Source organism: Pseudomonas sp. NPDC086251 (genome assembly GCF_044746405.1).
Lineage (GTDB): Bacteria > Pseudomonadota > Gammaproteobacteria > Pseudomonadales > Pseudomonadaceae > Aquipseudomonas.
In genome coordinates, this window is record NZ_JBIVBY010000021.1 from 89,543 (window position 1) to 114,583 (window position 25,041).

Consider the following 25,041-nt stretch of genomic DNA (forward strand, 5'->3'; position numbering starts at 1 on the left):
CGCGAGCAAGCCCGCTCCCACATTTGACCGAGGTGTCCAGACAGACTCGGTCAAATGTGGGAGCGGGCTTGCTCGCGAAGGGGCCCTTTCGGTCATTGCATCAAACCGGCGGCAGCCGCCACTCGATTGGCGTCTCGCCATTCTGCTCCAGAAACTTGTTGGTCCGGCTGAAGTGCCCGCACCCGAGAAAACCGCGATAGGCGGACAGCGGTGACGGATGCACCGAGGTCAGGACCAAATGCTTGGTCGCATCGATGAGTTTCTGCTTGCTCTGCGCATGGGCGCCCCACAGCATGAACACCAGATGCGGTTGCTGTTCACTGACCACTTGAATGATTCGATCGGTGAAAAACTGCCAGCCCTTGTCCTTGTGCGCATTGGCGTTGCCACGCTCCACGGTCATGGTGGTGTTGAGCATCAGCACGCCCTGCTCGGCCCAACTCTGCAGGTAGCCGTGGCTCGGAATATCGATGTTCAGGTCGCGCTTCAACTCTTTGTAGATGTTCACCAGCGACGGCGGCGCCGGCACGCCCGGTTGCACCGAGAAGCACAAGCCGTGGGCCTGGCCCGGGCCGTGGTACGGGTCCTGGCCGAGGATGACGACCTTGACCTTGTCCAGCGGCGTGGAGTTGAGTGCGTTGAAAATCATCGGGCCTGGCGGATAGATTTCCTTGCCCGCCGCACGTTCCTCTTGCAGAAAGGCGCGCAATTCTGCCATGTAGGGCTGGTCGAACTCGGCACGCAGTGCCTCCTTCCAGCTCGGTTCGAGTTTGATACGGTCGTCAGCAGTCATGGTTACATCCGGCAAAAACAATGGGGCGAACCCTAGGAAAGCCCATCACGCTTGTCAATTGATCTGACGCAGATCCGGCACTTTCCGATATAGCGATCATACTGAACGCTCAAATTCCCGATCGAGGTCACGATGAATCTGCACTTCGAAGAACTCACCGGCACCGACGGTGCCCGTATCGGCATCGCCAGCCTGGATGCCGAAAAGTCGCTCAATGCGCTGTCCTTGCCGATGATCAACGCCCTGCGCGATCAACTGGACGCCTGGGCCAAAGAGCCGCAAATCGTCTGCGTGGTGTTGCGCGGCAACGGCAACAAGGCCTTTTGCGCCGGCGGTGAAGTCCGCAGCCTGGTGGAAGCCTGTCGCGCCCATCCCGGCGAGGTGCCGCCCCTGGCCGCGCACTTCTTTGCGGCGGAATATCGTCTGGACTTCAATCTGCACACCTACCCCAAACCGCTGATCTGTTGGGGACATGGTTATGTGCTCGGCGGCGGTATGGGCCTGCTGCAAGGGTCGAGCATTCGCATTGTCACGCCGAGCAGCCGATTGGCGATGCCCGAAATCAGCATCGGCCTGTACCCGGACGTCGGGGCCAGTTGGTTCCTGTCGCGACTGCCCGGCAAGCTCGGATTGTTTCTCGGCCTGACCGGCGCGCATATGAACGGTCGCGATGCGATCGATCTGGGCCTGGCCGACCGTTTCCTGCTCGATGAACAGCAAGAAGAGCTGATCGAAGGCTTGCTGCAATTGAACTGGCAGGAACAGACACCGATGCAGCTCAACAGCCTGCTCAAGGCCCTGCAGCAGGAAGCCGTCGGACAGATGCCCGAAGCGCAATGGCTGCCGCGACGCCAGCAGATCGACGAGTTGCTGGATGTCAGCGACGTGCGCTGCGCCTGGAAAGCCGTCAGCCAGTTGCGCGACAGCACGGATATGCTCTTGAGCCGCGCCGCGAAAACCATGAGCGAAGGCTCGCCGCTGACCGCTCATCTGGTGTGGGAACAGATCATCCGCGCACGGCACATGTCGCTGGCTCAGGTTTTCCAGATGGAATACACCATGAGCCTCAACTGCTGCCGTCATCCGGAGTTCAGCGAAGGTGTGCGAGCGCGGTTGATCGACAAGGACCAGAAACCTCACTGGCACTGGCCGGACATCAATAATGTGCCGGATGCGGTGGTGGAGGCGCATTTCCAGAAGGTTTGGGAAGGCCGGCATCCCTTGGCGGATTTGTAACAATACAAAAAAATGTGGGAGCGGGCTTGCTCGCGAAAGCGGTGTGTCAGACGACATTAATGCTGTCTGACACACCGCCTTCGCGAGCAAGCCCGCTCCCACAGGTATTGCATTTTAACTAATTGGTTTTAGCGGCGGCCGCCTCGGCCATCGTGATCGCCACGACCGTTGTGGTCGCCTCGTCCGCCATGATTGTTGCGTCCATCGTGTCCGCGGTCGTCATTGTTCCAGTTGCCGCGATTACGGCCATCCCAGCCGTGATTCTGATGAGCCCGGTAGTCGCCTCGTTGCGACTGGTAATAACGCGGAGACGGTTGATAAACCCGCGGCTGGTAGTAATACCGTGGTGTTGGCTGGTAATACCGCGCAGGCGGTGCGTAGTACCGACGAGGTTGCGTGTAGTACCCACCGCCACCTGAGTAGTAAGGCCCGCCGCCGGAGTAATAGGCTGGCGCTGGCGAGGTGTAGACCTCGGAACTGTAGTAGCTGGCTCCTCCATCGGAATAGGGCACGCACGCGCCAAGAGACAATCCCAATACAGCAATCAGAAGAATTCGAGAGAGCATGGCGGCCTCCTGGACCGCGAGTGAGCCACACCAGCGACGCTGGCAGGCGACAGTCAATTATTCGGTGGCTGTCGAAAGATCAGACATCGAATTCGAAATCTGGTGCGTTTCTGAAACACATTGAAACAAGTCGCCGATGAAAGGTTTTTCATCTATTCACGCGCTGATTAGTGGTGGCCACCACGATATCCACCGCCGTAATAACGGGGCGAATGACCGCCCCAATAATAATAGCGATAACCGCCATAGAAGCGCGGGCCATAGTAGTAGCGCGGGCCGTAATAGTAGGAATAAGGCGAATAGCCGGGGTAGTAATAAGGCGCGGGATACGCAACGTCGTAACCCCCGGCGTAGTAATAACAACCGGACAATCCGAGCCCCAGCGCAGCGGCAAACAACAGTCGACGAAACATGGCGGCCTCCTGAAAGACCCGCAGCCGGTACAGGCCGACTGACACCTTTTTTGACTCGTAAACCACGACCAAGTGCGCGGCCAGGACGACCTTCGGATCAGTGGCCATCACGTCCCATTGCGGTGCGTCGGCGCACCATCACAAGGCAACGGCGCGGTTGCCTGCCTTATCATCAAACGGGCAATCCCCCACGCTAGAGCGCTCCAACCGACTTGGCACGGCTCTCGCTTTAGTAAAAGCGTGCAGGAGTCATCACAGGTTCGCGGCACCACAATTTGCAAATGGCTGACTAGGGTTCCGGCTCGCTTAGGCGAGTGGCTGGTCCGAGAGTTGGCGACCTCCAGTTGAGGTTACACGGCGGGACAAAAGCCCGGGAGACAAGCCACCGTTCGCGGTGCCGCGTTGACTCCTGCCCGCCCTTGATCAACTGGAGAACCACCCATGCTCAAGCTTCGTTTACCCGCCCTGCTCGCCGCTGCGTTCGCCGCCCTCGTGAGCGTCTCGTCCCAAGCCGCCCAGAAAGACCACTTCAGCGTCTGCTGGACCATCTACGCCGGCTGGATGCCCTGGGAATACGCTGGCAGCCAAGGCATCGTCGACAAATGGGCGAAGAAGTACGGCATCAAGATCGATGTGGTGCAGCTCAACGATTACGTCGAATCCATCAACCAATACACCGCCGGCCAGTTCGACGGCTGCACCATGACCAACATGGATGCACTGACCATCCCGGCTGCCGGTGGCGTCGACAGCACCGCGCTGATCGTCAGCGACTTCTCCAACGGCAACGACGGCATCGTCCTCAAGGGCGACGGCAAGACAGTCACTGACCTCAAGGGCATGGACGTCAATCTGGTCGAGCTGTCGGTTTCCCACTATTTGCTGGCCCGAGCGCTGGATTCGGTGGACCTCACCGAGAAAGACCTGAAAGTGGTCAACACCTCCGACGCCGATATCTCGGCCGCCTTCAACACCGATCAGGTCAACGCCGTCACCACCTGGAACCCGATGCTCTCGGACATCAGGGCCAAACCCGGCGTGACCGAAGTGTTCAATTCCAGCCAGATCCCCGGCGAAATCATGGACATGATGGTGGTCAACAGCGCCACCCTCAAAGACAACCCGGCGCTGGGCAAAGCGTTGACCGGCGCATGGTTTGAAGTGGTCGAGTTGATGAACGCGAAAAGCGCCGCCAGCAAAGTCGCACTCGAACACATGGCCAAGGCCTCGGGCACCGACCTGGCCGGCTTCCAGGCGCAACTCGACACCACCAAGCTATTTGCTACTCCGCAGGAGGCGCTGGCGTTTTCCACCAGCAAGCAACTGCCGGAGACCATGCGCAAGGTCGCCGAGTTCTCGTTCCAGCACGGCTTGCTCGGTGAAGGCGCCAAAGACACCAGCGCCGTCGGCATGGCCTTCGCCAACGGCGTGACCAGCGGCGACAAGAGCAACCTCAAGCTGCGCTTCGACCCGAGCTACGTGCAGATGGCCGCCGACGCCAAGCTGTAACAGGAGGACGTGGCCATGCGCCTGATCAATCGCCACCCGGATCGCCCGAGTCGCCTGCTGTTGGTGATCCTGCCGTTCGCCCTGGTGCTGTTTGCCTACTTCATGGGCTCGGCCGAGCGGCTGACGGACAACCCTAACGACAAGCTGTTGCCGAGTGCCGTACAGATGACCGACGCGGTGAAACGCCTGGCCTTCACCGCCGACACCCGCACCGGTGAATACGTACTGTGGCAAGACACCGCGTCCAGCCTGCGCCGACTCGCCATCGGCCTCGGTATCAGCGCGTTGGCCGGGCTGTGCCTGGGCATCGCCGCCGGCACCTTGCCGCTATTCGGCGCACCGTTATCGCCGTTGCTGACGGTGCTGTCGATGGTGCCGCCACTGGCGATTCTGCCGATTCTGTTCATCGTCTTCGGGCTGGGTGAATTGTCGAAAGTGATGCTGATCGTGATCGGCATCACCCCGTGCCTGGCGCGTGATCTGGAACAACGTGCTCGTGAAATTCCCGTCGAGTTGCTGATCAAGGCGCAAACCCTCGGCGCCTCGACCTGGACGCTGATGCTGCGGGTGGTGCTCCCGCAATTGCTGCCGCGCCTGCTGATTTCGCTGCGGCTGATGCTCGGCTCGGCGTGGTTGTTCCTGATTGCCGCTGAAGCCATCGCGTCCACCGACGGTCTCGGCTATCGGATTTTTCTAGTGCGCCGTTATTTGGCAATGGACGTGATCCTGCCGTACGTGGTCTGGATCACCCTGCTCGCCTGGCTGATGGATTGGGGCCTGAAACGCCTGACCCAGCGTGCGTTCCCTTGGTATGAAGGAGCACGGGCATGAGCTTCATCACGGTGAAAAACGTCTGGCAGCAATACGCTGATCAGGTGGTGCTCGAAAGGCTGAACCTGAACGTCAACGAGGGTGAGTTCTGCACCTTGGTCGGCGCTTCCGGTTGCGGCAAATCGACCTTCCTGCGGCTGTTGCTGGGCCAGGAAAAAGCCAGTCGCGGCGAGATTCTTTTAGACGGAAAAGCCTTGGCCGGTGAACCGGATGCCAGTCGAGGCGTGGTGTTCCAGCGCTATTCGGTGTTCCCGCATCTGACGGTGCTGGACAACGTCGCCCTCGGCCTTGAACTGCCACGTTCGCCGCTGCTCGGGCGCTTGTTTGGCAGCGCTAAAAAAGACGCCCGCGAACAAGCCTCGGTGCTACTGCACAAAGTCGGCCTCGGCCACTCGCTGGATAAATACCCGGCGCAGCTTTCCGGCGGTATGCAGCAACGGCTGGCCATCGCCCAGGCGCTGATCATGAAGCCCCGCGTGTTGCTGCTCGACGAGCCCTTCGGTGCGCTCGATCCGGGCATCCGCAAGGACATGCACGGCTTGTTGCTGGAGCTGTGGCGCGAGACGCAATTGACGGTGTTCATGGTCACCCATGACCTGTCCGAAGGCTTCAGCCTCGGCACGCGCCTGCTGGTGTTCGACAAGGTCCGCGTCGACCCGCACGCCCCCGGCGCCTATGGCGCACGCATCACTTACGACATTCCTTTGAACAGCGACCGCCGCACCACCCGTGCCGCCGTCGACGCCTTGCCGGCTCAGCTGGCGGGCACGCTTCGCATTGCTTAAGAGGATTTTGCCCATGACTGATTCGACCCAACTGTTCCCGCCCTTCGCCGAAGAAATGCTTCCCGGCGGCGGTCATCGCTCCTTCGTTTTAAAGCGCGGCCAATTGCTGCGCCTGACCGATCTGCGCGGCGGTGTCAACGTCAGCCTGACGCTGCTGAACGCCAACGAAAAAACCGAACGCCTCAACCTGCCCGACAGCCTCAAATGCCAACACACGGCCAAGCTCACCGCCGGCCATTGCCTGTACTCGGACATGGGCCGCGTACTGGCCGCCATCACCGCCGACACCTGCGGCTGGAGCGACAGCCTCGGCGGTGTGCTCTGCGCTGAAGAAGTCGCGGAAAAATACGGCGCGGGCCGTTATCAGGAACTGCGCAATGGCTTCTTCCGCAATGGCACCGACAACCTGCTGGTGGAACTGGGCAAGTGGGGTTTGGGCCTGTCTGATTTGCTGATGACCCTCAACCTGTTCAGCCGGGTGAACGTCGATGAGGCCGGACGTTTTCACTTCGTCGAAGGCAACTCCAAGGCGGGCGATTACATCGAGCTCTACGCACCAATGGACACGTTGGTGGTGCTCACCGCGCTGCAGCATCCGATGGACCCGTCGCCGGAATACGCCCCCAAACCGCTGAAGCTCAGCTGGATGAACGCCGACGCCAGCGTCGCCGAACACTGCCGCACCTCGCGCCCGGAAAACGAGCGCGGCTTCATCAACACCGACCGTTTGTTCGCCTGAGGATTGCTGCCATGTCACTCGCTATCGCTACTGCTCATAAGCAACCAGAAGCTGCGGTGTACCGCGCCACCATCCCGGCCGGTGAACCTTGGCTGATGGAGGTCAAGGCCGGCCAGACCCTGCGCATCCTCGATCTGGAAGGGAATCAGGCGGTCGATACCTTGTTCTACAGCGTCGCCAACCCAAAGGAACGCTATGACGTGCAACGCACGCTGCGCCGGCAGAACAGCGTCTACCTGAGCACCGGCAGCGTGCTCTATTCCAACCTCGGCAAACCGATGCTGACCCTCGTCGCCGACACCTGCGGCCGCCACGACACCCTCGGTGGCGCTTGCGCGCAAGAGAGCAACACCGTGCGTTACGCGCTGGAGAAACGCTACATGCACAGCTGCCGCGACAACTACCTGCGGGCCTGTGTCCACGATGGGCGCTTGGGGAAAGGCGACATCGGGCCGAACATCAACTTCTTCATGAACGTGCCGGTCACGGCAGATGGCGGGCTGACCTTTGAAGACGGGATTTCCGCACCGGGCAAATACGTCGACCTGCGGGCCGAGATGGACGTGATCGTGCTGATCTCCAATTGCCCGCAACTGAACAATCCGTGCAACGCCTACAACCCTACGCCTGCGGAGCTGCTGGTATGGAACTGACATTAACGCGGTGGCGCAGATGGTTGTTCACCCTGTGCCAGGCCCGTTCCGGCCAGTGCCTGAAAAAGTAAGAACACCACACATCAAATGTGGGAGCGGGCTTGCTCGCGAAAGCGGAGTGTCAGTCGACATCAATGTTGGATGTAGCGGCCCCTTCGCGAGCAAGCCCGCTCCCACATGAGTCCAGTGGTGTTTTCAAGTCTGGTGATTCTGCCGTCGAGGACGACCTCGGCGCTTATCGAAAAACTGCGGGACGGCCCGCATCCCAGGTCGAGGCTGATGCGCTATCGCCTCCGGGGGTTATGCCATGTTCGAAAAAGTCCTGATTGCCAACCGTGGCGCCATTGCCTGCCGCATCCTGCGGACCTTGCGCGAATTGCAGGTCCACGGCGTTGCCGTTTACTCCGAAGCCGATGCCGCGAGCCTGCACATTCTGCAAGCCGATGAAGCCCACAGCCTCGGTGAAGGCGCGGCGGCCGGTACTTATCTGGCTGTCGATAAAATCCTCGCTATCGCCCAAGACACCGGCGCTACGGCGATCCATCCCGGCTACGGTTTCCTCTCGGAAAACGCCGCATTCGCCGAAGCCTGCGAAGCCGCCGGCATTGCCTTCATCGGCCCGACGCCTCAGCAGCTGCGGGTGTTCGGTCTCAAGCACACCGCTCGCGCGTTGGCCAGGCAACATGGCGTGCCGATGCTCGAAGGCACCGAACTGCTCGACAGCCTCGATGCGGCGTTGATTGCCGGCGAGCAGGTCGGCTACCCGGTGATGCTCAAAAGCACCGCTGGCGGTGGCGGCATCGGCATGCGCGTGTGCCGTAGCGCCGCCGAGTTGAGTGAATCCTTCGAGGCGGTCAAACGCCTGGGTCAGAACAACTTCAGCGACGCCGGTGTGTTCATCGAGAAGTACATCCAGCGCGCCCGCCATCTGGAAGTCCAGGTGTTTGGCGATGGTCAGGGTGAAGTGATTGCGCTCGGCGTACGCGACTGCTCGGTGCAGCGACGCAACCAGAAAGTCCTCGAAGAAACTCCCGCGCCGAACCTGCCCGACGGCATGGCTGAAGAACTGTGCGCCGCTGCGATCAAACTGGCGAAAGCTGTGAATTATCGTAGCGCTGGCACCGTGGAATTTGTCTTCGACAGTGAGGATCAGCGTTTCTACTTTCTGGAAGTGAACACCCGTTTGCAGGTCGAACACGGCGTCACCGAACAGGTGTGGGGCGTGGACCTGGTGCGCTGGATGGTGGAACTGGCGGCCGGTGATTTGCCGCCATTGAGCGAGTTGAGCCAAGGTCTGAAAGCCGAAGGCCATGCGATTCAGGCGCGGCTTTATGCGGAAGATCCGGGGCGGGATTTTCAGCCGAGTCCTGGCTTGCTCACTGCCGTGAACTTTCCTGTTGCCGATGGCAAACACCTGCGCATCGACACGTGGGTCGAGGCCGGTTGCGAGATCCCGCCGTACTTCGACCCGATGATCGCCAAGGTCATCAGCTGGGCACCGACCCGCGAAGAGGCGCGCGCCGATCTGCATCAAGCGTTGGGCGACAGCCTGCTCTACGGGGTGGAAACCAACCGCGATTACCTGCGACAGATTCTGCTTGATACGCCCTTTGCCAGTGGCCAGCCGTGGACCCGTTGTCTGGAAGGTCTGGTTTATCAGGCCCGCACGTTTGAAGTGCTCAGCGCCGGCACACAAACCAGTGTTCAGGACTATCCCGGCCGTCTCGGTTATTGGGCGGTGGGCGTGCCACCGTCGGGGCCGATGGACAGTCGCGCGCTGCGGTTGGGCAACCGCTTGCTGGGAAATGACGAAGGTGCCGCGGCGCTGGAAATTACCATGAGCGGGCCGTTGCTGCGCTTCAATTGCGAGGCGGTCGTGACGGTGACCGGCGCGGTGATTCCATTGGCGCTGAACGGTGAAGCCGTGCCGATGAACACTGTGCTGCTGGTTCCGGCAGGCGCTACTTTGAGCCTCGGCACGATTGCCGGCACGGGCGCGCGCAGCTATCTGTGCCTGCGCGGTGGTTTGCAGGTGCCGGATTATCTGGGCAGCAAAAGCACCTTCACACTGGGTCAGTTTGGCGGTCATGGTGGTCGCGCGCTAAGAGCCGGGGATGTGTTGCATATCCCGGCCTTGAACGATCGCAGCACGGGAGCGCAACTACCTGAAACTCAGATCAGCGAACTGCCGGCCGTGCGACAGATCCGGGTGATCTACGGCCCACACGGTGCACCGGAATACTTCACCGAAAACTACATCGGCACCTTCTTCGCCACGCAGTGGGAAGTCCACTTCAACTCCAGCCGAACCGGCGTGCGCCTGATCGGACCGAAGCCTGAATGGGTGCGCGCCGACGGTGGCGAAGCCGGGCTGCATCCGTCGAACATTCACGACAATCCGTATGCTATCGGCGCAGTGGATTTTACCGGCGACATGCCCGTGATCCTCGGTCCGGACGGCCCGAGCCTCGGTGGGTTTGTGTGCCCGGTGACAGTGATCGAAGCTGACCTCTGGCAGCTCGGTCAGCTGAAGGCCGGGGACAAAGTGCAGTTCCACCCCGTCGACCTGAAGAGCGCCCGCACCCTCGCCTTGAAATGGGATCAATGTGGGAGCCGGCCTGCCAGCGATGGGCCCCGACCAGACACCGCATCAACTTCATCGCTGGCAGGCCAGCTCCCACAGGGGGTTGTGTCGCCGGTGGTGTTGGATTTGGGTCAGGGCGATACGCGGCTGGTTGCACGACTGTCGGGGGACACTCACCTACTCCTTGAAATTGGCGCTCCGGAACTCGACCTCGTTCTGCGCTTCCGCGCCCACGCCCTGATGCAGGCGCTGGAAAGCAAACACCTGCACGGCGTGATCGACCTGACGCCAGGCATCCGCTCGCTACAAGTGCACTACCAACCCGAGCAGCTGCCGCTGGCCGATTTGCTTGGCATCGTCGCTGGCGAATGGGACGCGGTGTGCGCCGCCAAAGACCTGCAAGTGCCCTCGCGCATCGTCCATCTGCCGTTGTCCTGGGACGATCCGGCTTGCCAATTGGCCATCGAAAAATACATGACCACCGTGCGCAAGGATGCGCCGTGGTGCCCGAGCAATCTGGAGTTCATCCGCCGCATCAACGACCTGCCGAACCTCGATGAGGTGCAGCGTACAGTGTTCGACGCCAGCTACCTGGTGATGGGTTTGGGCGACGTGTATCTGGGCGCTCCGGTCGCCACTCCACTCGATCCACGCCATCGCCTGGTGACCACCAAGTACAACCCGGCGCGCACCTGGACCGCGGAAAACTCGGTGGGCATCGGTGGCGCCTACATGTGCGTGTACGGCATGGAAGGTCCTGGCGGTTATCAGTTTGTCGGTCGCACCTTGCAGATGTGGAATCGCTACCGCGAGGTCGCCGCGTTCGACGGCAAACCGTGGCTGCTGCGCTTCTTCGATCAGATCCGTTTCTACCCGGTGAGCGCCGACGAACTGCTGCGCATTCGCCGGGATTTCCCCCTCGGGCGCTTCGATCTGAACATCGAGCACAGTCAGTTAAACCTCGCCGATTATCAGGCGTTCCTGACGCAAGAAGCCGAGACCATTGCCGCGTTTCGCGATCAGCAAAAAGGCGCGTTCAACGCCGAACGCGAGCGCTGGATCGCCAGCGGCCAGGCACATTTCGACAGCGAAGAACTGGCCCCGGAAGTGACCGAAGACGCACCGCTGGCCAACGGTCAGCAGAGCGTCGACAGCCACATCGCCGGCAACCTCTGGCAGGTTCAGGTCGAGACCGGCAGCCGGGTCGCCGCCGGTGATGTGCTGGTGATTCTGGAGTCGATGAAGATGGAAATTCCGCTGCTCGCGCCCATCGCCGGCGTGGTGCGTGAGATTCGCGTGCAACCGGGTTCGGCGGTGCGCGCCGGACAGCGCGTCGTGGTGCTGGAACTCGACTGAACCCATTTTGAAAAAGGATTAACGCCATGAACATCAATCTGCAACTCGACGCCCTGCGCAACGCCTACCGCCACGGCAATATCACGCCTCGGCAACTGCTGCTGAGCCTGCGCGATAAAGCCGCGGCGCTGAACCCGGACTATCACCTGTTCATCCACTTGCTCAGTGTCGAGGAATTGGAACCGTACCTCGCCGCCCTCGACGGTCGCGACCTCGACAGCCTGCCGCTGTTTGGTGTGCCATTCGCGATCAAGGACAACATCGACCTGGCGGGCATTCCGACGACGGCAGCGTGTCCTGATTTTGCCTATGTCCCGGAGCAGTCAGCAACCATCGTCGAGCAACTGCTGGCACTCGGTGCGATCCCGCTGGGCAAGACCAATCTTGATCAGTTCGCCACTGGTCTCAACGGCAGTCGCTCGCCCTACGGCGCCTGCCCGAACAGCGTGTTGCCGGAGTATCCATCGGGCGGTTCCAGCGCCGGTTCGTCGCTGGCAGTGGCGCTCGGCGTGGCGAGTTTTTCGTTGGGCACCGACACCGCCGGCTCCGGGCGCGTGCCGGCGGCATTGAACAATCTGGTCGGGTTGAAAGCCAGCAAAGGTCTGATTTCCACGGCGGGTGTGGTGCCGGCCTGCCGCACGCTGGATTGCGTGACGACCTTCACCGCCACCGCCCGGGAAGCCAGTCAGTTACTGGCGCTCACCGCGCACCTTGATCCACGGGATGAGTACAGCCGCAGCAACCCGCTGTGGAACGACGGCTCGGCGTTCGGTACGCCTCGCTCGTTCCGCTTCGGCGTACCACGTGCGCAGGACCTGGAATTTTTCGGCTGCCCTGAAGGGCCGCTGTTGTTTGGTGATGCCATCGATCAGCTCAAGGCCTTGGGCGGCGAAGCGGTGGAACTGGATCTGTCGCCGTTCCTCGAAGCGGCGCGTTTGCTCTACGAAGGGCCGTGGGTGGCCGAGCGCTACAGCGTGGCCGGCGAGTTGATGGCGCAAAACCCCGAAGCCGTGCTGCCGGTGATTCGCGCGGTGCTGGCCAAGGCGCCGGCGGTGAGCGGCGTGCAAACCTTCCGTGCCCAGTACCGGCTGCAAGCGCTGAAAGCGCTGTGCGACAAGGCGCTGGAAAATCTTGATTGCGTCGTCACGCCGACCATCGGCCGTCCCGTTACGCTGGCGGAACTGGACGCCGAACCGGTGCTGCGCAATTCGGAACTGGGTTATTACACCAACTTCATGAACCTGCTCGATTACGCCGCCGTCGCCGTGCCCAGCGGATTTATGGGCAATGGTTTGCCGTGGGGCGTGACGCTGTTTGGGCGGGTGTTTACCGATCAATATTTGTTGGGGGTAGCGGATGCCTTGCAGCGTACTTCACCCACGCCGACTGCCGTCGCTCGCAATGACCGAGCGCGACTGGTGGTGTGTGGCGCGCACCTGGACGGGCTGGCGCTGAACTGGCAACTGAAGCGACGCGGGGCTCGGCTGGTCGAGAGCACGTTGAGCTCACCGGACTATCAACTGTATGCACTGGCTGGCGGCCCACCGTATCGTCCCGGCATGGTTCGAGTGAAGGATGGCGGCGTGGCAATCGCAGTGGAAGTGTGGGAGCTGCCGAGCAGCGAGTTGGGTTCGTTCCTGACCGGGATTCCGGCGCCGTTGGGATTGGGCAAGGTGCAACTGGCGGATGGGCGCTGGGAGAGCGGGTTTATCTGTGAGGGGTATGGGTTGGAGAGGGCGGTGAATATCAGCCATTTCGGCGGATGGCGGGCGTATCTGAAAGATTTGCGTTGATCTGACGATTCGCGGGCAAGCCTCGCTCCTACAGGATTAACGCAAGACCTGTAGGAGCGAGGCTTGCCCGCGAAGGCGTCAGCCCAAACGCCACCTAACCCTGATCCCCACCGATTCACCCTACAAATCCAGCAGTTATTTCCCCGCCGTGCCATTAGAATGCCCGCCATCGGATTACTGCCAACGGAATTGCACACGTTGCTGTCGCGGGCCGATCATGCGATGTACCGGGCCAAGCAAGCTGGCCGTAACCGCACCTGCGTGGAAATGCCTCACTCCAGTTATGAAGTCCTACATGAATAGTCCTACATGAATAGTCCTACATGAATAAACCTGACCTCTGCCCGGCATGCGGCGCTTCCAACAACTGCAGCCTGGCCGACCCGCGAACCGCCGATCGCGCATGCTGGTGCTACAGCGTCAGCATCGATCCGGCCGTGCTCGAAGCGTTGCCGGCCGGACTGCGCAACCTCTCCTGCTTGTGCCCGAGCTGCGCTCAGGTCGAGGCGCAGTTGCAAGCAGCCGCCCGGCCAATCACGTAAGATGCGCGGCCCTTTTCCCACCGATCTCTAGCCATGCGTGTTGACCGTTTCCTCAGCAATCTGCCGCGCTTCAACCGTAAGCAGGTACGTCTGTTGCTGGTGGAAAAGCGCGTCCGGGTCGACGGAAAAATCGTCAGTGACCCGCACGCCGAGGTGCTGGAGTTCAGCCGTGTGGAGGTCGACGAGGACGTGCTGCAAGTCGGCAAACCTGCCCGCTACTTCATGCTGCACAAACCGGCTGGGTGCGTCAGCGCCACCCGCGACCCGCAGCACCCGACCGTGCTCGATCTGATCCATGAGCCGGACAAGGACGAGCTGCACATCGCCGGGCGCCTCGATTTCAACACCACCGGTCTGATGCTGATCACTAATGACGGCAGCTGGTCGCGACGCCTGACTCAACCGCAGACCAAACTGCCCAAGGTCTACTACGTCGAGACCGAGCAGGACATCGGCCCCGAATATGCAATCAAGTTCAGCGAAGGGCTGTATTTCGCTTTCGAAGACCTCACCACCCAACCCGCCGGGTTACAGCTGCTGGTGCCGAAGTCGGCGCGGCTGAGCATTGTCGAGGGTCGATACCATCAGGTGAAGCGCATGTTCGGCCACTTCGACAACAAGGTGCTGCGCCTGCACCGCGAATCCATGGGCCCGCTGGTGCTCGACAATGCGCTAAAACCGGGCGAGTACCGCGCCTTGCGCACCGAAGAGATTCATTTGATCTAAGCAGGCGACCGCTCAGCAGAAGTTGTCGAACAATTTACGAATGACACTTGCGCGATGACGTGACCCCTGCTTGAATCAGGACGTCGGCCGAAATGTGACCGATGAGTCACAACATACTTCTAAGAAACTTTTTGCCGGTAGAGAACCCTCAGGTTCCGCCTTCCCCCGGCAGACTGCCCGCCAATAACAATACCCGTCGACCGGTCTGCATTGGATCGACATGGGCTCCAAAATTCCAGGCGTATGCCTACCTGTCACAAAGCTCGTGCAATCTCATTTGCGCGCATACCCGCTTGCTTGGAGTCTTATGACATGAGGCCAGAAATCGCTGTGCTGGATATACAGGGTCAGTATCGGGTTTACACGGAGTTCTATCGCGCAGACGCCGCAGAGAAGACCATTATTCTGGTCAACGGCTCGATGGCCACGACTGCATCGTTTGCGCAAACCGTCAAAAACCTGCACCCGCAATTCAATGTCGTCTGCTACGACCAGCCCTACGCGGGCAGGTCCAAAGCCCACAACCTGCATGAGAAATTGCTGACCAAGGAAGTCGAAGGGCAGATCCTCCTGGAGCTGATCGACCACTTCGCCGCCGAACACGTGCTGTCGTTTTCCTGGGGTGGCGCCGCGACCCTGGTCGCCTTGGCCCAACAGCCTCGGCGCATTGAAAAAGCCGTGATCAGCTCGTTCTCGCCGGAGATCAACTCGCACATGCTCGATTACCTCGAGCGCGGTGTCGATTACCTTGGTAGCCGGGACGGCGACCGCGTTGGCAACCTGGTGAACAGCACCATCGGCAAACACCTGCCGACCCTGTTCAAGCGCTTCAACTACCGGCACGTCAGCAGCCTGGCCGATCATGAATACGGGCAGATGCACTTCCACATCAGCGACCTGCTGCACAGCGATCGCCAGTGCTTCCTGAAGGCCGCCGAGAAAATCAAGGTGCCGCTGCTGTTCATGAACGGCGAATGGGACGAATACACCGCTGCCGAAGGCGCGCAGTTGTTCGCCAACCATGTGCAACACGCCACGTTCACCACCCTTGAGGCCACCGGCCACTTTCTCGACATGGAACACAAAGCCGCCTGCCGAGACAGCCGCAACGCATTGCTGGGCTTCCTGAAACCGGCGCAACACGAAAGCCGGCCGCGTTACCACTACGTCCAGGACCAACATGCACTGGCCATCTGAAACAGAGTCATCGCGAGCAAGCCCCGCCCTACAGCGTTAACGCATTCCTGTAGGCGCGAGGCTTGCCCGCGATAGACCGTCATGCGGTCCCTGTTTGTGCTTCACCCGACGATAAAGCTGTCCCGCGCAAAGAAAAACTTCATTTCCACGCGCACATCTGGTACAAAGTCAGCCGCTCTGAGCGGGTGTCGTATAATGGCATTACTCCAGCTTCCCAAGCTGATAACGAGGGTTCGATTCCCTTCACCCGCTCCACGTATTTCAAGGCCTGCAGCTCTGTTCATCCCTTACCGCATCCCTCTGGGGGCCGTATTGGGGACCGTTTGATAAGAGTAGACGCAAACAGCCGCACAAGCCGAGCCCAACCCCCGTATAGGTGCCAATCCTAAAATCCGTGGGGGTTCGAAAAAAAAGTAATATTAGTAATATCCCCTCTGAAAAACAGCCACAGCCCTTGTAGATCAAGGCTCTCAGCATTTTCTGGAAAAGGCGATATTTGAGCGATAGGAAGGCGATAGTATTACCTTTCTTAAAAGCTATATTTCTATTCCTTAAAACCCAATGAATCCGGGGGTTTGCTGGAAATATTACTTTTCATATCGCTTCATATTACCTTCCCTTGTAATACCCAAAGCCCAGTAAAACCGGGGCCTCTAGACGCATTGGCACCCCCGTATAGCTGTTATCGCTCTTTTTGAAACGACCACCCTCCCCTTAAGAGTCACTCTCGATAAAACAAGCGCAACTCCTCGAAAAAAAGCGCCTACACTGGGATTTTCTAGATGATCGGATTCGCCCGATTAAGGAACCGGTGAGTGAACGCAGAAGAGCTATATCTTGTCGCAGGACAGGTGATCATCTTGGAAGACGATCCAACGCTGCGCATGTTGATGGTGGAAATGTTGGCCGAGATTGGCCTTGACTCAGCCGCTTTTCGAACAGCCGATGATGCGTTAATGCATCTGTTAGAAACCCATGAAATTTGCCCGTTGGTAATCGCAGACCAGGGACTGCCAGGTCAAATCCAAGGCGCTGAGTTCATTGAGATCGTTAAGGAAAAATGGCCTTCAATCGCTTCAATTCTGACATCGGGGTCTGAGCTTGAACCCGCTACGGTGCCCTCCTCGACAATCTATCTGCAGAAGCCTTGGACCATGAACTCACTGATAGACGTGGTCGCGGGCCTCCTTCAGCAGGGGCAATCTGATCGAAAAACTTGATTACCGATGTCCTCAGTTCCACGTAATCCAAAGGCGTAGCTATGAGTGAGAAAGGCTTCATTGGCCTGCTGTTCGGATTAAGTGCGCTATGGATTGCGGTTGTTTACGGGGTTGTGTATTGGCTCGCGTAGAACGATGCCCCGCGTGACATGCCGTGAAATTCCGCAATTCCTCTGAAAGGTCCACCCACCGTCATTTATAGCTCTGCTGAAGGTTTCTTCAGTCGAGCCAAAAAGCGTGCCCGGGCGAGCTGTTCAATATTCGAAAACCTCCAAAAACCCGCGTTTTCAAAGTTTCCCCCCAATGAAACCCGGTACTCCAGCCATATCCCCTCCGTGACCACCCCGTGCTCCGATGTGCAACCGCGCTGCATTTCCCTTCAAAACTTTGCACTCTGTGCAATGGCCGGTCCCCTGCAGAGCCCCAAGGCCCGCCTGGGCTGCAGGTTCATTTGCACTACATCGGGAATTGCACAAAAAACGGACACAAAGCCCGTCGGCGGGAGGGGGATAAGTGCTTTTTCCGACGATTTTTTCTTAGCCCGGCAGTTTTCAACTCGCTTCCTAATGACGCTATCTGTCCAGGTATTTCATCGGCAGGCGGTAGGCAGAATCAGCTCGATCGATATACTGTTCATACATACAGTTGTTGAGCTAAATAGGGTGTGACAGATGAACAGAGAACATACCGGAACGGTAATTCCCAAATCTGCAGCACTGGCGCAGTGGAACGCCATGCTGAGGGACGACGCTGCGTTACTCGCGATGCCTGGCGCTCACCACAAAACACTGCTTAGGCAAGCCTATGCGTTGCATCAGAATCAGATTATCGATAGCGGGGGTTTAAGCGATCTGCTGGAGTTGGCCGATAGCGCCCTGGCTTTCGCCGTGGAAGCATCACTCGACATCGACAGCGACGAATAATAGAGGCACAGCATGCACCTTCTGGTTACCCCGATGCGGTTGCGAGGCGTTCCTCTCGATGCGAAAGCGAGGCGGCGCTATCCTGCGATCAAGGCTAACGTGATGGTGAATTCAGCGGTCAGTCGGGAGCTGGGCCGGGCTACGAATATCGCCCGCGCTGTAGTGGGTATGCCCCTCGAGCCTGATCCTTTACCGCCTCTGCTCGATGCCACGCTGGCAGGCATGGCAGTAACCGGGTTTGTTCTGAGCGGTATCGAGTACATTGACGGCTGTGCTTACGCGCAGTCTTGGTGGTGTCGAGAGGGATGATCTTCAGAAGAGCAACCGACAAACTGACCACTTCATCAAAAAAGGATTTTCATAGTGAAGTATGAAAAAACACTTATAAAGTTGTGCGGATACCCAAAGCTAACGCCGGATCTGATAGTCGCTGCTTTCAACAAACATGAAGATAAGGACGTAGATGTTAGTGCTAAAAATCTTGAAAAACCAGGGTTTGAAATAGCCACTGACGAAGGTTTGTGCTTTGTAACAGAACGGCCAATTTCTTATTACAACGAAAAATGGGGGAGAGTGACGGGAACGCAGGAAGTAGCATTATCCCTGTCTCTGCCCGTACCATTGCATATAGTAGGCGAGGGTCAGTTTATACAAGAACTCTTCACAATGCGTAATTCGAAAAACCCAAGGGGTGCGGCAGACTATTGGCTCAATGAATATTTTGCCCCGGAAATTGCAGCGGCGTACTTTAATAAATATTTCTCGACCAGCAATTCCCTCAAAGAATACAAGACCATTGTATTCGAAGCGATTGAAGCGTATTACCTTGGAATGGACCACATAGCGATTATGTCTCTGATCCCTGTATTTGAGGCGGGACTGCGAAATATCCAAGATTCCAAACTCAGCACTAAACCTAACAATGTAAGCGCGGTAGTATTTGAGCAAAACCTGAAAGACATCATAAAACAATGGGGCCGACGAAGATTAAAAGCGTATGCCTGGCATCCAGGAAAAGATTACAACTCAGCGATTGAAATAGATTTCCTTACTCATATCTGCCCGCAATCTGACGTCATGAATGCGTTCAGGATATTTTTTAAAGAAGTGCTCTACAAATCAAACAGCGGAAATAATGATGGCTTCAATCGCCATCTTATCATCCATCTGCTAAAGAATGACTTTAAAAACCCAGCAAACTTTGTAAGAATATTTATTTGTTTGACACACATCGTATTTATTGAAAGTCTCGAAAATCCGAATGTGCCTTTCTCCTGGCGTGGAATCGATGCCAAGGATAGGAAATTCGCACAATATTTTATTGAGATATCGGAGAAGCTGGGTAGTCCACGTCGCCCAATATTAAAATCTTTGGGCATCGACGGATATGACTCCCTATGAATCACAATTCAACAATGACAAGGGCAAAATCTTGAATGCAATGGACTTTAAGAAAAACAACCTATTAATTTAAGGATCAACAATGGAAGCGAGAGAAATGTTCATGGCAATTTTTTCGACCCTCAGCAACTTAGTTTCGAAGGAGATATTTAGCGCATTCCTTGGCGCTATAATCGGCGGATACTTTACTAGTCGAGCCACAACCAAAGCCCACGAACTGAATAACGACAGACAAACCGAACAAGAAAAAACGATTACGAACAATACTCTTCGACTCATCCAGGTCGAACTAAATACCGCTTGGGAATTATACAACGAAGAATACGTCGACACTTTACTAGCTCTACCTCCTGGCACTCCTCATCTCTATACCTTCCCGATCGGCGACAACCCATTCCCTATCTATGATTCGTCTCCTCCCCACCTTGCAAATGTTCCCTCAGCTATCTCTGGAAAAATCGTAAGAATCTACATGCGTACGAAAGGACTTATAAAAATGATCAATGAAAACAATAGGGACTGCGAGATAGTATTTGAGTATGCGAGAAACAAATGGAAAGAGGCTTTTGAAAGTGTTACTGCCTCAGGACGACCTGTACCAAAAGAAATCCAAGATATAGTGGATCATATTTTTGATAAAGAATCGCAGAATATGTCGCGTCAAATGGGAATGGGTGCATCTGCGGAAGGATTAAAAGATTTGACACGGGAGTTGAGAGATAGCATTCTCACCATAAGTAAAGACATCGATTCTTACCTAAAAGAGAATTTGTAAAAAACTTCGCAATCAAAGTTTTGTTATTAGTTTTACCTTAGCTAGGGAATTGGGAACCCAATGCGACACGGCACGCACTTGAATGCCGCCATTTGCAAGGACGAACATGTTGGAAATCGCACAACTGAGTGTACTATTGCTCGCGCCATTTACCTTGAGCTTGATAGTAGTCCTATCGGTTTTTCATAAAGGTAAAGTTGGGGCCAAAGAATTACTAGACACTCTTCACCTGCACCCCGACAATGGTTTGGTCAAGCAACCCTTATTTTGGCTCAGCATTTGCGCACCTGCCTTTTATTTCATCGCTACAGGCGCAGTATGTTGGCATGGGTATGAAGTATCTATTTCGGCTCAAGGCTTTAGCAAATTCATCAGTATTAGCGCTCTCCCATTAGCGCTGTTATCTTTGGCGATTCCGTTAGGCGTTACTGTCGCTAGATTCCACTCGACGGAGCAAACTGCCAAACAGATTTCTATTGCGGCCAACCAGCTCTCAATAGCCCAACTAAAAAACAATGCTGATGCATTCTATTCTCACCGAAAAGAATTTTTCGCATACTTCGACAAAATCGGAACTATAAATTTCTTAGATTCCATCGAAGTAAAATACCAAATAAACCCCAGGCTCCACGGTTTGATTTTCAAAGGCAACCCTGAAACCGGCACGCCAAAAATTAACGCGGAACTGATTTCGGAACTTGTCAGTAAAATAAAATTTATTAGAAACTGCCTTGACCACGTTCTACAGAATCTAGAACCGGAACGGACCTTGACCTGGTACACGACTGCGGCAAGTGATATCTACTGGATAGCTGTGACGCTAGGAATCAGCGAAATAAATAAAGACTTGAATAATGCCAGCGTCACTTTGACTGCATTTTATCAAGATGGAACGGCAATGCGTCAGCGGTCTATCGGAACTACTACCGTCCAAGCTATATCCGCATACCGGTGCGCCAAAAGCTACATTTTAACAATTCTGCACTTTGCTGGAGACGAAAAGTCTATCGATGAAATTTATGATGGTGCACTTCCCCATATCGATACAACCAGTGCGTATTTGCGGATCAATACTAATGGCTTGGTTATTGACCGCAACTTTTCAGGCGATTCCGAAACCCCCTGGAATGTAGCCGACTGAGTCACTGTATCAAATGCTAGGAGGGCGGCTTACTTTATTGCTTCGTGACCTGTTTTAACTTTACTGCTAGCGCCAAAGATTGAGCCGCTTTCGCAGTAAAAGCCGTTGCATCTGATGGGCTCGGTGTCGGACCTGGTACGTGTGAGTGAGCAGCCAACTGTGTATTCATCTGCTGTAGCAAGTCGAGCATCTCGCACACCACCTGAAACAGGTTCACGCTCCCAGAGCCGATCCAATTCTTCGGCGCCTGCAGGTGCTGACTGACACCAGCCACGCTCTCACGCAGCCCTTGAATCCGTTCCTGCATGTCGCCGCCCACCGTCGCGTTGTGCTTCTGCCCCACCACCAGGTTCAGATCGCGGCCGGTGGCCTGATGCAGATCGTCCACGGCCGCCAAGCACGCGGATCCACCCGACAACAGCTTGAGCGCGCCCAGCGCCTCGATCTTTTTAATCCCCCCCACTAACTCGGTCGAATGGTCGTTCACCGTCCTGATGTGATTTTGGAAGCTCTCGGTGTTGTCCAGGGCTTCGACTTCGCGCTCGATCGCCTTGTCCTGGATCTTGCCATCGGTCTGGCGCAGCCAGTTGCCATCGGCATCGACACGCTGCTGACAGGCCTCGCTGTGCTGCCACACCTGGTCGCCCTTCGGTACCCGGGGCAGGCTCAGACCGTGCGGCAGGATCTGCGTGATAAAGGGTTTGTTCGGTAGGCCGTAGGCGAAGCTGATCACCACCGTGGTGCCCTCCTCCGGAAAGCCGAACATACCTGCTTCTTGCCCGCCCATTGGCGCCGGCAACGGCAAGCTGGTCAGGATCGGCAGGGTCGGGTCGCGCTCGCCGTCGGGCAGTAGGACCTCGACGTCGACACCAAAGCGCGGCCGGAAGTCGTCACACAGACCTGGTGCTGCAGGCGCGTCAGGAACGGCCACCACGCGGCCAAAGCGCGGCAGGTGGTAACCGCCACTCAGCTCAGGGAATTGCCGGTCTACTGCGCGGCGGATTGCGTCTTCCATCGGATGGCCATCTGGTTGCCGGCGAGCGTCACGGACGTGATTCGGTCGCCTTGGTTGATTGATGCACCAGGGCGCAACCCGGGAAGGGCCGCGACCATCGCGCTTTGATTGCTCTGGTAGCCGTCGAACAATTCGGCCGGCAGCTGCAGCGGCTCGCGGGTGCCGAAAAAGCTATCCGCCCAACTGCCGACAAACACCTCGCCGTCACCTTGCTGCTGCCAGATGAAGTCGGGGATGTTGAACACCGTGGCCAGGCTATCCATTGCTTGATAACCGGTGGCCAAGCCGTAGAAGTACGGTGCCTTGACCTTGGCGTAGGGTTGATCCGGCACCCGAAAGCGCAATCCGGTCTTTGTGCTGATTTCGGCAAGCACGGCCTGCAGATCTACATGGCGCAGATTCAGCGGCAACGGGTTGGCCAGGATCGCGGCCAGTTCGCGACAGGCCAGCACCTGCTCTGTACTCGAGGCCGTGGTCGAGCGCTCGACATAGCCGATGAAGTGGCGCTGCAGCGGGGCATCGTTGTATCCGACATCCAGCATGACCAGGCCTTTTACAGCAGCTCCGGCCTGGATGGTGAACGTCGCCCGGCCGGGGCTTTTCAGATCGAGCCGAACATCCTCTTTGACCAGAGGATAAGCGGTGCCGTTGATGGTCAGCACCTTATGCAGCTTCATGCTCATTGCGCCGTTCCGCCCAGGTAGTTGTCGAGTTTCTTCAACGTTGCTTCAAAACCCGACAGCTCCTCTCCCCCGCCCTTGCCAGCACCGCCGGCACCTTCGCCGGCGACGGCTTGTCCTGGTGCTGATTGCGAGGTCACGCTGTTGCCGGCGCGGCGGTTTTCCACGCGTTCAGAGTTGGAGAGTTTTTCGGACAGGGTGAACTGCACCAGCCAGGCGTTCAGTGAATCGTCCTCCCGGGCGCTGACACCTTCCGCAAACTCAACCTCACGAATCCCGAACGCGGCGGCGGTGTCATTGACGATGCGGTATTTCTTGAGCTGGCCACCACTAGCCGTGGCTTCCGCCAGGCGCATCAACGTGCGCAGCTGGTCCTTGTCCACAAAGGGGATCATCAGCGTGACTGCCAATGTCTTGGGTTTGAATCCCTTGTGTCCCTTGTCCGTGTTGCTGGTCTGCCCCGACATATCGTCGGCTTCGATGCGCAGGTTGGCGGTGACCTTCATTTTTTTGCCGAGGATCTGTTCGCCGTCGAGAAGTAACGTCATAGGCCCACCAGTTCACGCACAAAACTCAACCCTTCGAGCGATCCAACCAGCAGCACGCCGGCGGACAGCACCCATTCGTGCCCCGGGGCATCACCCTCAAGCAGCAATCGGCGCAGCTCGGTGACGTCACCCGGACCGATCAGCCGTGCGCGCATGCTGCCGTCAGGCGATCCACCAGCGAGCAAGGCCTTGAGGTCGTTCATCTGCTGATCGCGGTCCTGCTGCTGAGCGGCCTTGCGCGTGGCCAATGCGGCGAGATCGCCCATCGGCGAACTGTCGGCGGCGTAACCCTCCAGCACTGCTAGTTGACCCGACATCGATTGCTTGGCGGCCTTGACCACCGTGCAGCGCTCGAGCGGTAGCGATTGCCAGCGTGGCAACGGGCCAGAATTGGGGATCACCCATTTTTCCGTTTCCAACGTTGATAGATGTCGAGCTCGACGTTCAGCCCGCACCAGGTCCGAAATCGGCAGCAATGCATTGAAACGCGACAGCGTGTCAGCCCACTGGGCGAAGTTGGTGCCCAGGAACAGCAGCGACAGCGCGTATTGCGGACCAGTGGGACGACCACCATCGGTCCCGTCAGTCAACTTGCTGGCCAGCTGTTGCAGCAGGTTGGGAGCCGACAGAAAACGCTGGTTTCCACGGCCCTGACCGATACCGGGTTGAAATGGCGTCACGACCAGGCAGGCAGGTGCCTCCCCCATTTGTCCATCCAACGCCGCCCGCCCCGCCTCGATCGCGACTTTCGCCGCAGCCCCGACCGGGCCCGGGTTGGTGCTGGTCACACCCTCGAGACTGGTCAGGCGCAGTGAGGTACTGGCCAGCTCCCCGCTGGCCAGTACCTTGGCTATTGAAAGGTCATCCATCCACTGCGTCGCCTGGTCTGGCCAGCGCATGGTCACCGGTGCCCAGGTCATAGCTGTGAATCCGACCAGGCCACGGCAGCCAAGGCCGCGCAGTCACTGGCGGCAAGCGCCAAGTCCAGCTGTTGCTTCAATGTGTTCGCTCGCTGCAGCAGCTGCAGTTTGAACACGGTGAAGTCATCCCCCACACGTCGCACCTGGGCAAAGGTGTGCGGTCTGAAGTCCTTCTGCCCTTGTTCATCACGGCAGGCATAAAGGCTGTCCAGACCACCCAAAATCACGCCCGTCAGGTTCAGTTGATCGTCCAGCTGGCTGCTGTAAAAGTGGCGGGCGCCCAGCGCCGACGACCAGAACCCGGCGGTGATCGCACCCTCGCATTGACCATTGATTTCGACTGTCTTGGCCGCATGCAGCGTTGAAGCGTCTTGAACCCATGCCCCGGCCTCCCAGCGGTGAGTGGGCGACGGCCGGGGAATATGAGTCAGGCCTACAGGCAGTTCGCCCAATTGATCAAAATGCGATGCCGCACCTGTGGTGGTGTTGTAGACCTCGCCGCGCAGGTCTGGCAGTTCTACCGGGGCACCGTCGACGGCGCACCAGGTGTGACCAGTTGCGGCTGGCGGCAGGATATTGGCCAATTCCATCGCGTTGAAAGGTATTTGCACGCCAAGCCCTGGAACGACCGGTAACTCAACCGGACCGTCCAACGCTCCAGACTTCTGAATAAGGTAAATAGCTGTCATGGCGGT

At 57.8% G+C, this 25,041-nt stretch carries 25 protein-coding genes, 1 tRNA gene and 1 riboswitch; of the genes, 18 read left to right on the forward strand and 8 right to left on the reverse strand.

The annotated features are described in order from the left end of the window. Positions 1-100: 100 nt before the first annotated feature. On the reverse strand, positions 101-793 hold the full coding sequence (gene ung / locus ACIPL2_RS23175; RefSeq protein ID WP_401360144.1) for a uracil-DNA glycosylase: 693 nt from the start codon (positions 791-793) through the stop codon (positions 101-103). A 132-nt stretch (positions 794-925) separates the two neighbouring features. Between ung and ACIPL2_RS23180 the strand changes: the two genes are divergently transcribed. Beyond that, a complete protein-coding gene (locus ACIPL2_RS23180; protein ID WP_401360146.1) occupies positions 926-2,029 on the forward strand; it encodes an enoyl-CoA hydratase/isomerase family protein in 1,104 nt (367 codons plus the stop codon). 128 nt (positions 2,030-2,157) lie between these two features. Here ACIPL2_RS23180 and ACIPL2_RS23185 read toward each other — a convergent pair whose 3' ends face one another. Then, the gene (locus tag ACIPL2_RS23185; RefSeq protein WP_401360149.1) at positions 2,158-2,595 is read right to left on the reverse strand and encodes a hypothetical protein; all 438 of its coding nucleotides are present in this window, start codon (positions 2,593-2,595) and stop codon (positions 2,158-2,160) included. 167 nt (positions 2,596-2,762) lie between these two features. Then, positions 2,763-3,008 carry a hypothetical protein gene (locus ACIPL2_RS23190; RefSeq protein WP_401360151.1) on the reverse strand — a complete coding sequence of 82 codons (246 nt, stop codon included), beginning with the start codon at positions 3,006-3,008 and terminating at the stop codon, positions 2,763-2,765. Positions 3,009-3,286: 278 nt separating this feature from the next. After that, positions 3,287-3,387: riboswitch (guanidine-I (ykkC/yxkD leader) on the forward strand. Positions 3,388-3,449: 62 nt separating this feature from the next. Between ACIPL2_RS23190 and ACIPL2_RS23195 the strand changes: the two genes are divergently transcribed. The 17 genes from ACIPL2_RS23195 (at position 3,450) to ACIPL2_RS23275 (ending at position 21,183) form a co-directional block, all read left to right on the forward strand. Continuing rightward, on the forward strand, positions 3,450-4,517 hold the full coding sequence (locus ACIPL2_RS23195) for a putative urea ABC transporter substrate-binding protein (RefSeq protein WP_401360153.1): 1,068 nt from the start codon (positions 3,450-3,452) through the stop codon (positions 4,515-4,517). 15 nt (positions 4,518-4,532) lie between these two features. After that, the gene (locus ACIPL2_RS23200) at positions 4,533-5,348 is read left to right on the forward strand and encodes an ABC transporter permease (protein WP_033054095.1); all 816 of its coding nucleotides are present in this window, start codon (positions 4,533-4,535) and stop codon (positions 5,346-5,348) included. Further along, a complete protein-coding gene (locus ACIPL2_RS23205; protein ID WP_401360155.1) occupies positions 5,345-6,133 on the forward strand; it encodes an ABC transporter ATP-binding protein in 789 nt (262 codons plus the stop codon). The genes ACIPL2_RS23200 and ACIPL2_RS23205 overlap by 4 nt, the downstream gene beginning before the upstream one ends. Before the next feature lie 13 nt (positions 6,134-6,146). Further along, positions 6,147-6,872 (forward strand): urea amidolyase associated protein UAAP1, encoded by a 726-nt coding sequence (locus ACIPL2_RS23210; protein ID WP_401360157.1) that lies wholly within the window; start codon positions 6,147-6,149, stop codon positions 6,870-6,872. A gap of 11 nt (positions 6,873-6,883) precedes the next feature. Then, positions 6,884-7,525 carry an urea amidolyase associated protein UAAP2 gene (locus ACIPL2_RS23215; RefSeq protein WP_401360159.1) on the forward strand — a complete coding sequence of 214 codons (642 nt, stop codon included), beginning with the start codon at positions 6,884-6,886 and terminating at the stop codon, positions 7,523-7,525. 307 nt (positions 7,526-7,832) lie between these two features. After that, the gene (gene uca / locus ACIPL2_RS23220) at positions 7,833-11,465 is read left to right on the forward strand and encodes an urea carboxylase (RefSeq protein WP_401360161.1); all 3,633 of its coding nucleotides are present in this window, start codon (positions 7,833-7,835) and stop codon (positions 11,463-11,465) included. A 26-nt stretch (positions 11,466-11,491) separates the two neighbouring features. After that, positions 11,492-13,258 carry an allophanate hydrolase gene (gene atzF, locus ACIPL2_RS23225; RefSeq protein WP_401360164.1) on the forward strand — a complete coding sequence of 589 codons (1,767 nt, stop codon included), beginning with the start codon at positions 11,492-11,494 and terminating at the stop codon, positions 13,256-13,258. Between the two features lie 323 nt (positions 13,259-13,581). Next, positions 13,582-13,800: a cysteine-rich CWC family protein gene (locus ACIPL2_RS23230; RefSeq protein WP_401360167.1), complete on the forward strand. Its 219-nt coding sequence runs from the start codon at positions 13,582-13,584 to the stop codon at positions 13,798-13,800. A 33-nt stretch (positions 13,801-13,833) separates the two neighbouring features. Continuing rightward, positions 13,834-14,526: a pseudouridine synthase gene (locus tag ACIPL2_RS23235; RefSeq protein WP_401360169.1), complete on the forward strand. Its 693-nt coding sequence runs from the start codon at positions 13,834-13,836 to the stop codon at positions 14,524-14,526. A 312-nt stretch (positions 14,527-14,838) separates the two neighbouring features. Next, on the forward strand, positions 14,839-15,723 hold the full coding sequence (locus ACIPL2_RS23240; protein ID WP_401360171.1) for an alpha/beta fold hydrolase: 885 nt from the start codon (positions 14,839-14,841) through the stop codon (positions 15,721-15,723). Between the two features lie 181 nt (positions 15,724-15,904). Then, positions 15,905-15,978 (forward strand) — tRNA-Gly (locus ACIPL2_RS23245). A 560-nt stretch (positions 15,979-16,538) separates the two neighbouring features. Then, a complete protein-coding gene (locus ACIPL2_RS23250; protein WP_401360173.1) occupies positions 16,539-16,943 on the forward strand; it encodes a response regulator in 405 nt (134 codons plus the stop codon). 671 nt (positions 16,944-17,614) lie between these two features. Then, entirely contained in the window at positions 17,615-17,866 is a 252-nt protein-coding gene (locus tag ACIPL2_RS23255) for a hypothetical protein (protein WP_401360176.1), read from the forward strand. Positions 17,867-17,878: 12 nt separating this feature from the next. Further along, positions 17,879-18,175, forward strand: coding sequence for a hypothetical protein (locus ACIPL2_RS23260; RefSeq protein ID WP_401360179.1), 297 nt, complete (start codon positions 17,879-17,881; stop codon positions 18,173-18,175). A 54-nt stretch (positions 18,176-18,229) separates the two neighbouring features. After that, positions 18,230-19,267 carry a hypothetical protein gene (locus ACIPL2_RS23265; protein ID WP_401360182.1) on the forward strand — a complete coding sequence of 346 codons (1,038 nt, stop codon included), beginning with the start codon at positions 18,230-18,232 and terminating at the stop codon, positions 19,265-19,267. An 82-nt stretch (positions 19,268-19,349) separates the two neighbouring features. Then, entirely contained in the window at positions 19,350-20,042 is a 693-nt protein-coding gene (locus ACIPL2_RS23270; protein ID WP_401360185.1) for a hypothetical protein, read from the forward strand. Between the two features lie 106 nt (positions 20,043-20,148). Further along, positions 20,149-21,183 carry a hypothetical protein gene (locus ACIPL2_RS23275; RefSeq protein WP_401360188.1) on the forward strand — a complete coding sequence of 345 codons (1,035 nt, stop codon included), beginning with the start codon at positions 20,149-20,151 and terminating at the stop codon, positions 21,181-21,183. Positions 21,184-21,217: 34 nt separating this feature from the next. On the opposite strand, the gene ACIPL2_RS23280 is transcribed toward ACIPL2_RS23275, so the two are convergent. From ACIPL2_RS23280 to ACIPL2_RS23300, 5 genes are read right to left on the reverse strand one after another with little or no spacing between them, the layout of a single operon-like run. After that, on the reverse strand, positions 21,218-22,198 hold the full coding sequence (locus ACIPL2_RS23280) for a hypothetical protein (RefSeq protein WP_401360191.1): 981 nt from the start codon (positions 22,196-22,198) through the stop codon (positions 21,218-21,220). Beyond that, positions 22,171-22,881: a hypothetical protein gene (locus tag ACIPL2_RS23285; protein WP_401360194.1), complete on the reverse strand. Its 711-nt coding sequence runs from the start codon at positions 22,879-22,881 to the stop codon at positions 22,171-22,173. Before ACIPL2_RS23285 ends, ACIPL2_RS23280 begins: the two co-directional genes overlap by 28 nt. Continuing rightward, positions 22,878-23,426 carry a DNA-binding protein gene (locus tag ACIPL2_RS23290; RefSeq protein WP_401360197.1) on the reverse strand — a complete coding sequence of 183 codons (549 nt, stop codon included), beginning with the start codon at positions 23,424-23,426 and terminating at the stop codon, positions 22,878-22,880. The genes ACIPL2_RS23285 and ACIPL2_RS23290 overlap by 4 nt, the downstream gene beginning before the upstream one ends. Then, positions 23,423-24,346 (reverse strand): hypothetical protein, encoded by a 924-nt coding sequence (locus ACIPL2_RS23295; RefSeq protein ID WP_401360200.1) that lies wholly within the window; start codon positions 24,344-24,346, stop codon positions 23,423-23,425. Before ACIPL2_RS23295 ends, ACIPL2_RS23290 begins: the two co-directional genes overlap by 4 nt. Beyond that, entirely contained in the window at positions 24,343-25,035 is a 693-nt protein-coding gene (locus ACIPL2_RS23300; protein WP_401360202.1) for a hypothetical protein, read from the reverse strand. The genes ACIPL2_RS23295 and ACIPL2_RS23300 overlap by 4 nt, the downstream gene beginning before the upstream one ends. Between the last annotated feature and the right edge of the window lie 6 nt (positions 25,036-25,041).